General features: G+C 35.3%; 15 protein-coding genes and 1 pseudogene. 5 read left to right on the forward strand and 11 right to left on the reverse strand.

What is annotated here, in order from left to right:
* Window positions 1–321: 321 nt before the first annotated feature.
* Both PSF16_RS14635 and PSF16_RS17470 read right to left on the reverse strand, forming a co-directional pair.
* Window positions 322–1083, reverse strand: a complete 762-nt coding sequence (locus tag PSF16_RS14635) for a hypothetical protein (RefSeq protein WP_272689519.1) — start codon at window positions 1081–1083, stop codon at window positions 322–324.
* 36 nt (window positions 1084–1119) lie between these two features.
* The gene (locus PSF16_RS17470; protein ID WP_442959256.1) at window positions 1120–1314 is read right to left on the reverse strand and encodes a helix-turn-helix transcriptional regulator; all 195 of its coding nucleotides are present in this window, start codon (window positions 1312–1314) and stop codon (window positions 1120–1122) included.
* Window positions 1315–1476: 162 nt separating this feature from the next.
* On the opposite strand from PSF16_RS17470, the gene PSF16_RS14640 reads away from it, so the two are divergent.
* Entirely contained in the window at window positions 1477–2070 is a 594-nt protein-coding gene (locus PSF16_RS14640; protein WP_272689520.1) for a hypothetical protein, read from the forward strand.
* Here the strand turns inward: PSF16_RS14640 and PSF16_RS14645 are convergent.
* From PSF16_RS14645 to PSF16_RS14665, 5 genes are all read right to left on the reverse strand, one after another.
* A complete protein-coding gene (locus PSF16_RS14645; RefSeq protein WP_272689521.1) occupies window positions 2063–2578 on the reverse strand; it encodes a hypothetical protein in 516 nt (171 codons plus the stop codon). The two genes, PSF16_RS14640 and PSF16_RS14645, sit on opposite strands and share 8 nt — an antisense overlap.
* Window positions 2579–2647: 69 nt before the next feature.
* A complete protein-coding gene (locus PSF16_RS14650; protein ID WP_272689522.1) occupies window positions 2648–3082 on the reverse strand; it encodes a DUF2787 family protein in 435 nt (144 codons plus the stop codon).
* 280 nt (window positions 3083–3362) lie between these two features.
* On the reverse strand, window positions 3363–3680 hold the full coding sequence (locus tag PSF16_RS14655) for a hypothetical protein (protein WP_272689523.1): 318 nt from the start codon (window positions 3678–3680) through the stop codon (window positions 3363–3365).
* Window positions 3681–3689: 9 nt separating this feature from the next.
* On the reverse strand, window positions 3690–4031 hold the full coding sequence (locus PSF16_RS14660; protein WP_196738815.1) for a hypothetical protein: 342 nt from the start codon (window positions 4029–4031) through the stop codon (window positions 3690–3692).
* 107 nt (window positions 4032–4138) lie between these two features.
* Window positions 4139–4414 (reverse strand): helix-turn-helix domain-containing protein, encoded by a 276-nt coding sequence (locus PSF16_RS14665; RefSeq protein WP_001967176.1) that lies wholly within the window; start codon window positions 4412–4414, stop codon window positions 4139–4141.
* Between the two features lie 137 nt (window positions 4415–4551).
* Here PSF16_RS14665 and PSF16_RS14670 point away from each other — a divergent pair, with 137 nt between their 5' ends.
* From PSF16_RS14670 to PSF16_RS14680, 3 genes and pseudogenes are all read left to right on the forward strand, one after another.
* Window positions 4552–4968, forward strand: a complete 417-nt coding sequence (locus PSF16_RS14670) for a hypothetical protein (protein WP_272689524.1) — start codon at window positions 4552–4554, stop codon at window positions 4966–4968.
* Window positions 4969–5029: 61 nt separating this feature from the next.
* Window positions 5030–5827, forward strand: a complete 798-nt coding sequence (locus PSF16_RS14675; RefSeq protein ID WP_272689525.1) for a DNA translocase FtsK — start codon at window positions 5030–5032, stop codon at window positions 5825–5827.
* A 71-nt stretch (window positions 5828–5898) separates the two neighbouring features.
* A pseudogene (locus PSF16_RS14680) lies at window positions 5899–6034 on the forward strand (integrase); the annotation flags it as partial.
* Between the two features lie 316 nt (window positions 6035–6350).
* Here PSF16_RS14680 and PSF16_RS14685 read toward each other — a convergent pair.
* Window positions 6351–7724, reverse strand: coding sequence for a nucleotide-binding domain-containing protein (locus PSF16_RS14685; RefSeq protein ID WP_272689526.1), 1374 nt, complete (start codon window positions 7722–7724; stop codon window positions 6351–6353).
* A gap of 9 nt (window positions 7725–7733) precedes the next feature.
* A complete protein-coding gene (locus PSF16_RS14690) occupies window positions 7734–8267 on the reverse strand; it encodes a hypothetical protein (protein ID WP_272689527.1) in 534 nt (177 codons plus the stop codon).
* 573 nt (window positions 8268–8840) lie between these two features.
* On the opposite strand from PSF16_RS14690, the gene PSF16_RS14700 reads away from it, so the two are divergent.
* Window positions 8841–9722 carry a DUF6602 domain-containing protein gene (locus tag PSF16_RS14700; protein WP_272689529.1) on the forward strand — a complete coding sequence of 294 codons (882 nt, stop codon included), beginning with the start codon at window positions 8841–8843 and terminating at the stop codon, window positions 9720–9722.
* A 97-nt stretch (window positions 9723–9819) separates the two neighbouring features.
* Here the strand turns inward: PSF16_RS14700 and PSF16_RS14705 are convergent, their stop codons facing one another.
* Entirely contained in the window at window positions 9820–11196 is a 1377-nt protein-coding gene (locus PSF16_RS14705) for a UvrD-helicase domain-containing protein (protein ID WP_272689530.1), read from the reverse strand.
* A partial coding sequence (locus PSF16_RS14710) for an ATP-dependent endonuclease (protein WP_272689531.1) occupies window positions 11193–11699 on the reverse strand: 507 nt, incomplete at its 5' end. The genes PSF16_RS14710 and PSF16_RS14705, both read right to left, overlap by 4 nt.

Raw genomic sequence — 11699 nt, forward strand, 5'->3', positions numbered from 1 at the left:
GGATGTTAAAATTAATAGATAGACATCCTCTCTTTTATTAATATTATAGAACTTAATTAAACGGCAAGATTCATGCCCGTCACTTTGATCTGATAATGCACATAATTCAATATGTACTGACTCTATTTCTGTCATAAAGGGTCTCCTTGATAATCACAAAATCACCAAATCACCAAATCACCATTTACAACACCAGTATGTATTAGCATTATTACTAATAAAGATAAATTAACTAGTGTTAATTTCTAAAACTAGTAAACTAACTCATATACTCTATCTACAAGCATACTGGTGCTGTCTAAACAGAGATCTAGAATTTAGTTACTGGAAATTACACTTAAAAAATATGTCACTGAATTTCAGTGTATCTAGCTTAACTAGTGAATCAGCAAACATACGACTATTTGATATACGTCGTTTACTGCTGTGCTTGAGCTTTCCCTCCTTATTAGTAAAAAATGCTATTTCGCACCACATGATTTTAGTTATATACTTGATAACCCCGCCAATATCATTAATTTCATCAACCACCATAGGTCTATTTTTAATGCCTTGCCGAGAGTTTAAATTCTTAGATGACTTCATGTAATCTCTAAGAGATTTGATTTTTTCACTTTCATTAGGAATTAATAAATGAAAATGAGGTTGATAATAACTAGAATTAATACTCTCATATAAGTGGAGGTCTAATTCTAGACTGCCAAAAATAAAGTTATTAAAACCAATAGATTTAAGCTTCTTTCTTAATTTATCCTTTAATAAATTAGGATTGAAATCTGGCAATTCATTTATTGTAACTTTATCTTTATAAAAAATAAGAGTAACAAAAACATATTTTTTATTTATATAATTACCGAATTGATTAACTATATCTAGCTGCTTAACCTTAATGCATTTAGCACAAGCCAAACTATTGCAATTATATTCCTCTTCGCAATTATGAATTTTTTTCGCTAAATTCTTATGGGTTTTATTTTTTGTTTTATTGTAAACAGACTCCAATATTTTAATACGAACATTATTTTCTTTACCTTCTTTAGTACTTCGTCTATTTATACTTCTCCTACTGGCATAGATTTTCATACATAACTTTCTCCTTCATATATTAGATAAAAGTTTTTATTTCATTGTCCTAGATTCTAACCATTTCTCGACTGAAACTAAGTCATAACCCACTCGTCGCACCCCTATACGGATGCGACGAGGAAATTGCTGAGTTTTTTCAAGAGCGTATATAGAGTTTCTAGATTTCAGCCCCATTAATTTCAAGACTTCATCCATTGTAATTATGATTACTTTATTCTCAATATTCATTTATTTTTCCATCCAGTTGATTTGATGTGAAACAGTATAATCAATTTAAATAAGTCGCGCTTTTTCATATCCTTCACTAAAACGGCTCAAATATGCTATCCTTGAAAAAAAGTGACAATCACTTGTTATCAAGATGTTAAAATTAAGCTCTAGGAGTTTGAAATGAAAAGAAAATCATTTAATATCGCAGAAGGAATACAACGAGAAAAAAAAAGGAAAGCACCTTTATCCCCTGAAGAGAAAAAAGAACGTAACAATCAAATAAAGAAAGATAAGAAAGATAAACTGGAATATGAAGGATTTATCCCCACAGAAATAAATCTTGGACATGATGCTTTTTCTAAATTGGCTGTTATATATCAAACACAACTAGGTATAGAACTGAAAGCTAAAGGTAAAAATATAGACTATATTAGTAAAGTTATTAGTTTTTGTATAACAATGGTTTATGACAAAATGCATGCTAAAAATTTCGATTTACCTAGAATAACACCTGCTAGAAATTATGAATCTCAAAAACTCTATGATTTATTTCAAGTTGCATCATATCGACTATCCGTAGGAGATCATGAGTCTAAAGTTTATAGGTATCTAAGAACAAAGTATAAGCAAATTCCCACAGTAAGAGCTGATGCTGTAAGAAATGACCTTATCCCCACAATTCAAAATAAAAATTTTATTTACGATCTAACTACACCAGAAGAAATAAGTAAGCTTATAGATAAAATTAATAAAGCGAATACGAAAACTAAGTGACTTCAACAAAATAAACAGATTCACTATACAACCGCCGTACCTTGTTACCTCTAAGTCCATAGCTGGTGCGGCTCACTTTCTCTTGCTGGTGGCTATCAAAGAAATAGAGATAGTCACTGTCCATTCGCTCCACCAGCGACCAATGCCACTGATCACCCAGAAGAATAAGCCGACGTGACGTTGTATGAGCACCTAAGAACGCCTGACAAGCAGACAGTATTTTTTGTGTAGTAAGTCCATCTTTGTAACGAAATGGCGTGGTGACGCGTAGAGGGGCTTGTGATGGGTATTTTGAGGTTAGGCGCTTAATCAAGTAATCCATTTCAGGAATATCAATGCCTTGGGTTAAACACTTGTACAGTGACCAGTATTCGCTGTATTCACGCAAAAGATAATAAAATAACGGGCGGGGCTTAATGCGGTCTCCGTAAAACCATGTACTCATATTCACCAGACTGTAAATTCCACAGAGGCAATCTAAATCCCCTTGCTTGGACGGTATCAACATCAACTCAAACCTTCTATTGATTGTACTGTACTTAATGGAATCACCAGCGCTGGTATTATTTTTACTTAATTAGTGGGTTTCCCACTGAATACTGACTTCATAACATTTCATTTTGTGGTATTGAATAAAATTGCGTTGCCACAGTTCAAACAGTGCTCCGCCCTCTTCTTCATCAATATCCCCCATCATAAAATGATAAACATAACCCTGCGACCAACAAATATCGAGTTCCTTTTCAAGCTCAGGATAATAGCTCCCCATGAATGAAAAATCAGTCACATAATCAAACAGCCATTGCTCATGCTGCCGTAACAAGCGTATTTCGACAGGATGGAAACCGCCTGTTTCAGCACTATACAATGGGTCTCGAAAATTCATTGTGACCGCCCGAACAGTGGTTAAATCAATCGCTGAGTTAATCACTGAATTATCCAGTTCATGTAATAACAATTGGCTAAATACTTGTGCGATAGGCAAGCGTAGCCCTGACTGATAAATAGTCATATAAAGTTGCCTTTAAATAAAAAAGTGGGAATAAGCTGTTAAGCACAACCCAATCATATTTTGGGTATAGTGCCATGCTAATATTTTACCATAATCACTAGCAAAGTAAAGTGATTTATTGTTTTAAATCAGATGGTTATGGAATTTAGCCATCATTGCTATTTTGATATGCCTACCGTGATTTTTATTTATGGCGGGGGAATATTGACGTGGAAAGTGAATGAAAGAATAGAAACGTCAAAGGGAAAAATGCCAACCTAATAATAGGCTGGCATAGCGATTAACCGTTGAGTAACGTAACTACAAAACTTTTTTTATCATCCGTGAGCTGCACGGAATAAATTACCGTGACAGAACCCGCTTTTCCTGTTGCTTCGGCAGCACAGAGATAAACGCCTCGTTGTGTATTTTGACGTTGCGTTCGCACATTCACAAGCTGCTCATACATCGCCCAACCGACATGTTGATTGACCACTTGTAACGCTAATGCTTTTGCACCATCACTGTTACAATTAACGGTGCTCTCATTACATCCTGTTAAACCAACCATTGCCGCTAATATGCTTAATTTCATCCACTGGTTCAGTTTCATTTTCACATTGTCACCTTACAGCAGAAAATTCACGGTTATTCCTGCTAATATATCGAGTGCAATCACAACCAACGCCACGTAATACCAAGCACGACGATTCTGTATTTTCACGATAAAGTAAAAACAGCAAACATCCCAAATGAGAATCAATGCTTCCACTTTATTCAATGTCACCTTTTTAGTAATAAAAAATTCAACGATATTTAAGAATAAAATCGGTAAAAACCAAAATAGCCAAAAGGTTTTTACTAATCCAAAACCACCGTTGAGCAAACGCTGTTTAAATAAAGCCGGATCATTTAATCCTTTCGCTTCGTTTTCTTCTCGAATTTTTTGCAATTTATTTTTGATAGACATAACTGTTCCTTCAATTAAATGAATTAAGGTTTTTTTCCATGGTGTTGACGCTAGAATGGGGGCAATACCTTACCGATAGGCAAGGGTAAATATTTAGGCTATTTCAATTACCGTCCATGATTATTAGAGGGTGGCTTGTTGATGTAACGACTCGGCCATATTGTTTCAGGAGCCGTGCCAATCACATCCGCAATGATCTGTTCAGCTCTTGGGTACGCTCGCTCTAGCGCATTATTTAACGTCCGAGAAGAAAGACCATGCTCACGAGATAATTGCGCTAGTGTGACCCCTTTTTTATGCAAAGCCGCCACAATATCTGCACGGTGCCAATCCGCAGCGCTTCCTTTTCGGGGCTTTTTTTGAGATGCTACAGGGTTAGACATAGTAATAACTCCACTGTTTAATTCCTCGTCTATTAAAAACCAATTAAAGGGAATTATCAATAGATATCTTTATGATTTTAACATCTTTCTAGTGCGGTTATTTTATCCTTTTGATATATATGAGATTTATAAAAATCATGACTGATAAAAAACAACTAACTGAAATGGATAATGCGCCCAAGCTCTGGTTTACCAGTGGGGAGCTAGCAGCTATAGGAAAAGAAAAAACTGACGATCCAACACGTTATCCTGAATATAAAGATATGGATATCCCGACGACAGCGAAAGGCGTTAGAGTACGTCTAGAGTCAATCACAGCACTTCATCCCCACTTTCGCAAGAAGAACCCTAATAAACGTGGCGACCTCTATCACATTGATGCCTTTAAAGTCATCCTAAACACCGATGAAAAAGAGATCATCAAGCAAAACACGCTATCCTCAGAGAGTGCGGATCTTAACCTTTTACTTGAAATCTATAAATCACTGTCAGCAGAGAAAAGAAGAGCGTTATTAAAAAATGCGCTCACAATGAAACAGGAAGAATTAAGTTAGTATCTTTTAATATCTTTTGTTATTTTAATAACTGTATTTTCGTCACTGACTCAGAGGCACTATGCAGTTATCTCACCACAACACGTTAGACAGCAGCTATGACCCATTGACAGCTAAATCCATTGATTATGTCATTCTCATTAGCAGAGCGTCACCGAGACGTTTACAACACCATTTTCGGATAGGTTTTCATCGTGCTGAACGGATCATTCATCAACTTGAGTATCTCGGTGTTATCACGCCTTTGAATCAATACGATTACCGTGAAGTGCTGGGATACCCAACTCACTACGGCTCTTTTGATGCATCGGGCTTTGCTGCACCTATTGAGACAGCACAAACACCGTTATTCACTGATTCACCACTAGATACGCAATCCCTAGAATACCGTTGCTTGATTCAGGCTATCGTCTGGCAACGTATTGTCGTTTGGGTTGAAGAAATCGAGATTGAAGGCGGTACAGCCAATATCTTGAAATCTGTTTCTCCATTTGAATACCTGATAGACACCCACAGCGATGACATTTATCAGGATACTCTTCGCAACAATGCCAGTTCTTATCGCTTTCTTGCCACCCTGCGCCCTGAAACCCCATTGGATGTACTACGGCAACATGGGCGCATTAGCTATCAGCCCTGTTGGAAGCTACCTCGAATAGCACAAAAAGAATGGCAAGGTTTATGGGTGCCAAATGAAGCAGGATGGGAAAGCCTAAGTGAAGAAAATATTCCTCAGCCAAGAGGGATTGGTGAGTGGCCTGACTTACCTCATAAAAGCATGAAACCCTTGGTGTACGGGCTGCAAGAGGACGGAGGGGATTATTTGCGGTACTTGATTTATTGGAAAAACCAACTTTAGCCTCACATTATTCAAAATTGTGCTAATAGTTTAACTGTTAGCACAATTAAATCTGACAGTCTGGTTTGAGCGAAATGCGGTCATTGTCAGAGCGTTTGTACCGAGAACAAGGTATTAATACCAAAAACCTGCTGGGCAAAAAAACCAGCAGCAAAGGATAAATATCATGATGACCGTGGCAAAGACTGGATAAAGGTGTTGATATAAAATTTTATTGGCCCATAGTTGAGCACGTATATCTGTTTTCTAGGTCATAAGTCAGATTTGTACCAGAAACGGACATTTCCAATATCAGCATTAGCAGGATTACAGGCTTCTCTCGATACTGCTAATCAGTTCTGAAACCACTTTATTGAGCGGAACTGGATTTTCATCCTCCTAAATACCGTTGGAGTACAGCACATCCCACTGCCCCCGAACTTAAGCATAAATCCTTTACCTATTAGTCGCTGTCTAAGATTTATGATAACGTCGCTCTGTCGCATCGTAGTATATAACCACCAAAGTATGTTTCAATACATATTCAACTTATGAAAATACTGAATATTGTCTTATCGACTTCTTTGTCATAGCTATCATAAATTTTAATTTCCATATGATGCAAACCGTGATAACTGGTACTTTCAGAAATATCGGCATGCCACTGGCCTTCGTAAAAATTCATGATTCTATCTTTTTTCTCTTCCTGTAACGCAGAATTTCTTTCAGCTTCAGGGCCAGTGTTTCTCTTAATAGCTTTGACAGTATACGACTGCCCTTGAGGAGCACTGAATGTTACATGGAAGTTTAGCGACATTCCTTTATCGAGGCTTTCTGAACACGGGCAATAAAATTTTTTTTCAACGTTGTTTAAGGTTGCAGTCAGTACTACTGATATACTTCTGCTTTCTATTCCATACGGCAGAAACTTAAAATATGCCGCGCTGTCAAAAACATACTGAGGATAGTTTATCTGTGCTCCTCTGACTCTATAGTTAGGCTTTACATACCGGTAATAGCGTTTGAATTCTGTACCATCTTCATTCTTCACCAATTTACATTTGGTGAACAAATACTCAGTCCCTAAACCAAGCAGCGACTTAAGATTTTCACCAATCATGATCGTATCAGTATCTGCCGCTTGCTGAAGTTTAGCTGCAACGTCGACGTGATATGAAGTCGCCGTTACTTCAAATGCACCTGAAACACCGTAGTTTCCCCACACTATCTCATCATCTTTAGCATAATCAATTCCCACTCTGACGCCTATACGCTCTTCCGAGCCCTGATCGCCCAGCTCTGGCCTGATAACCTGCTCCATGAATTCAAGTATGTATACAGCAGCATTAATAGCATCAATCGCACTGTCTATTTTTTTACCTTCTATGGACTTAGCTTCACTACGAAAAAACGCCATCACAGCATCGCCCATAATACGATGAACATGACCATCAAAAGCTTGAATTATTTCAATAACATATCTTATAATTGTGTTCTTTATATTGAACACTATATCAGGAGGATACGTTTTTCCAAGTTTGGTAGATCCAGCTATATCAAAAAACATCGTCACGGCATAGCCGTTACGTAGCTCATCATTTGATCTAAGATCGTCAAAGTCTGGATGGCAGCCGATAGCTTCATTGACTTCAGTTTTTTTAAAAAAAACTTTTCTTAATTCAGCTTTTACATCCCGGAATATAGTTGGCATGTCATCTTCAGCGTAGCTTTCAAGGCCAAGGCCTACTTTCGAAAAAGCATCTATACTATCATTGTGCATCCCTTTCTTAATACTTTCAGAAATCGCTTTCTGTTGCGAATCCGCATACACATTTGATTTTCTTCGGCTATCCATTTTCATGCCACTGCTGACATCGATTCGGGCTTTACCGAAAAGTTCTTTAAATTGATTGCTCATTATATTTCCTTATACAAAGAAGATAATTAATGTGTTAATTATTAATGGTATTGCGGAGAAAAGAATTAAGAATATGGAGAGACGATGTAGCTGATATTTTTTGAACAGACCTTGAGAGAGGTTGTACTGTAGAGAAATCATGGTACTGGTTATTTCATTGACAGACAATGTTCTTATTTCTTGTTCAAACTCTTTCTCCGAATTAAACTGTTTCACTGTATCAATAAACGAGTAAAAATTTCGCTTCGAGCTCGTTTTAATATAGGGAATAATGGTTTGACCAACGAAAAAGTATCCAGATAAAAGTAAGATTACGGAAACTAGCGTTAGGATCTTGAAGACAACAGCAAGTTCATGACAGCCTTTTGAATCTAGGTAAGATAATGCACTTCCGGCATTAGTGCCTATTGCGGCCAGTATGGCTGTAATAAATGTAATGATTATAGTGGATTTAGTATTGGCATAGTTATGAAAACCATCTGTGCGGGTAATCATCTTCTGGATCAGATCATTATCAAATTTATCTTTTTCATCTAAAGGCATGCTCTCTTCCTTTTAGCATCAAGGCATCTACCCGGTTATTTGACATAAGTCTGGTCATACCCCGAGCTTTTCTTATACATGGTATACATGGTACAGCTTTTGCGGCTTTTTATCTGCATTTTATCTAAAATTACTTTTTGTTTCTATTCATAAATTAGGGTAAAAATTACGAATGAGCATGATGGAATTTATGTTTTACACTTAAATACTGTAAACCGACTATCTTAAGGTGCTCGTTTAGATAAACTACCATTTCAGTAGGTATCCTGCCCTATAATTTGAGCTTGGGAGGAGTGATCTGCTTTAATCAAACAGGACACTTTAATAATGGAATATAATCTAATTATTGAGGTGTTAAATGAAAAAACGAACAAACAGAATTTATACTACTGGGTTTAAGCAAGAAGCGGTCGCATTAGTCACCGAACAAGGTTATAGCGTCCCAAAAGCGGCAGCTTTTTTAGGGTGATCTGCTTTAGTTGCGCAGAACATACATTACGATAAATAAGTAATTTATGATGGGAGCATTTTTGCTCCTTATTCAATAAAAAACAAACTCAATATGAAGGTGATATGAATCTATTAAAACAATTTCAAGTAAATTTAAGCGAACTATTAGGTGCCGTTGCTCAAGGAAGAGCTCTTCATAATATGAGAAATATTGCTGATAGTGGAGCTCCTTTTGAAAATGCATTTATAAAGATGCTTACTAGGCAATTACCCCCTACATATTTAATAAGAAATGGCTACTTTTATAGTCCTGATTCTTGCATAAGTAATGAGATTGACATTATTATTAGTTTAGCTCGAGAGTCATTTAATTTAGAAATGAGTCAACAAAATAAACCAGTTCTTCCTTACACGTCTATTTTAACAACAATACAACTAAAAAACTCATATAGTGATCTTGACGATGCTATAAAACAATCTGATAAATCAATGGAATGTTGGAAAAATATGGCATCTAGCTCTATGAATCCCCGCATTTCAAAACCCATATCTGTTGTAATATGTGGCTGTAAAGAAACAAGTAAAAATACGGACAGAAATTTTATCAATTCAATACTATCTAAAGACTGGCTTCCTGATTATATCTTATTGTTAGAGTGTGGCGTTATAATAACAAGGCAATCTACCCTATTTCCAGATGGCGTTAGTTTTCATGAATCACTAACTTCAGGAAAACATAATGGGTTTACAGTATCCTGTACTGATAAAACTGAAAAACCAGCCTTAGCACTTCTTTGGTTATATTACGCCATTACAGCAAGATTAACTGAATTTGATTCCCCTGAAATGGAAAGCCTTTCTTCGCTATTAAATGAGCTAGCAAATATATTGAATAGTTTAGATAATAATCTTTCATATCAATTAAGTTCAATAAAACAAAATACCAGACGTCATTCATTATTTTCAGATGAGATTAATCGTACATATCCATTAATTTCAATTTAATTGTACGTAGTTAACTCTCATTATTATCAGTAATCATCTGGTTTATCAAAAAATAAAGAGCATATCCTATACTCTTTATTTTAAATAATCACAAATATCAACAGTGTTCAAAAAAACCAAGAGACTTAATATCAGACTTTATCTTTTTCATGTCATGATTTATAAACAATTCGTGATCAATAGCTAACACTATCCTTTTTTTAGACCGAGTAAGAGCAACGTAAACTTTTTTCCATTCTTTATTAAAAATTTCAGTTGACTTCAAATCAGTTTGAATTAAATATTTTAACAAATTAGGTGTCAATATAATTACACAAGTATCTGCATCAAGGCCTTTTATAGAATCAATACTTTTAACTTTAAATTGTGCATCATTCTCACTATATGATCGACAAAAATCATATAATTGAGCAAAGTGAGTTTTCTGTAACTGAATTGAGTGCCTAGAGATAAGCATGTTTATGGCTTTTTTATCTCCATATTTTTGTATATCATTTATAAAATCACTAAAAGCTGCCTTTACAACTAATATTTTATCTTTCTTATGATTAGAATCACGAATCATATCCTCAACATCTCTAGGAAATGAATATTTTGGCTTGGTAGACGTGGAATACTTATCTACTTTTTTATCAATACATACTATTTGATTAGTACTTATATATTGTTCAAGTAATATATAATACCGCTCATCTGTTGATTCTAAATACATCAACTCACCAATAACGTCCGATAGAGATTCTTGCTGTTGTTTTTCATAACAAAATCGATTCGAAATATTCAATATTTCTCGTGGAACTCTTCTTGTTAAATTATTAATATCATGCATATATACATATTTTTCTAACGATATTCGTTTAACAAATAAATCGAGCTCTTGAGGATATTTTATCGCTTGCTTAGGGTCTCCTATCATATAAACATCTATTCCATTACTACCTAATACCTCAAAAAAACGCAGAGCATCACCATCTAAATCTTGAATCTCATCAATAAATATTTTGTCAAAGCAGTTTGTTAAAATATTTAAAAGCCGTCTAACTCTAGATTTTTTTACTTTGGTATTATGTTTACTTATAGTCTCATCAACAATTTGCTTAGATATATTATAGACTTTTTCTGCATGGATAATATTTCTTTCTTTCAATCGCTTTATTTGCCAATTTTTTAATTTAATGTCTGCAGGCAACAGCATAATAGATGCATCATTGTATACATCTCCAAGCGTGAACGATGAAAATGGATACACTATTTCATTTAATAAAAAACTATGTACTGTCTGTATACAAAGATTTGACGGGATAAAACCATATTGCTTGATTATTTCCTGCTCTATTTTTGATGTTGCTGAATTTGTGTATGTTAGTGCAAATATTTTTTTATGGTTATTACATGCTTTAGAATGAGCAATCACTGATTTTGCTAATCCAAATGTTTTGCCTGCACCCGCCCCAGCAATTTGAATTTCAATCATAGTACGGCCTCAATTACCTCAGCTATATGGGCTGGTAATTTTATATCTAACGGTTCCTCTTTTGCTAACATTGCATCACATATATCCAACATTCTCGCAGCTTTGCCACTAATCATATAATCAGATACTTCCGTTATATTACCAGTCATACCAAACAGAGTATTTAGCAGTTCCAAGTTACCATCTGTTTCTACTAAATCAATTTCAAGCGTATAATTCTTTGTTGTCCTAACCGTAACGTTTGCATTACTCAAATCATAAGCATCATGTTTTTCTTTAGCTGTATCTGAATTGTCATAATCACGAATAACGCCAATTTTCTTATTCATATTATCTTTGTTTAAAGCTAGCCATATATCTAGAAAATTAGTATATCCGCGTTGACCTATCGCAATAACTTCGACATCATTGAGTACGTTGGCTTCTTTCGACAAAAATGTGCTAATTAGCATCTCCTCTGTCGTACCTTCTACCAAAATAACCTTGTTTGCAAATAACAGTTC

The sequence above is a fragment of the Providencia sp. PROV033 genome, assembly GCF_028484855.1.
GTDB classification, from domain to species: Bacteria; Pseudomonadota; Gammaproteobacteria; order Enterobacterales; family Enterobacteriaceae; genus Providencia; species Providencia alcalifaciens.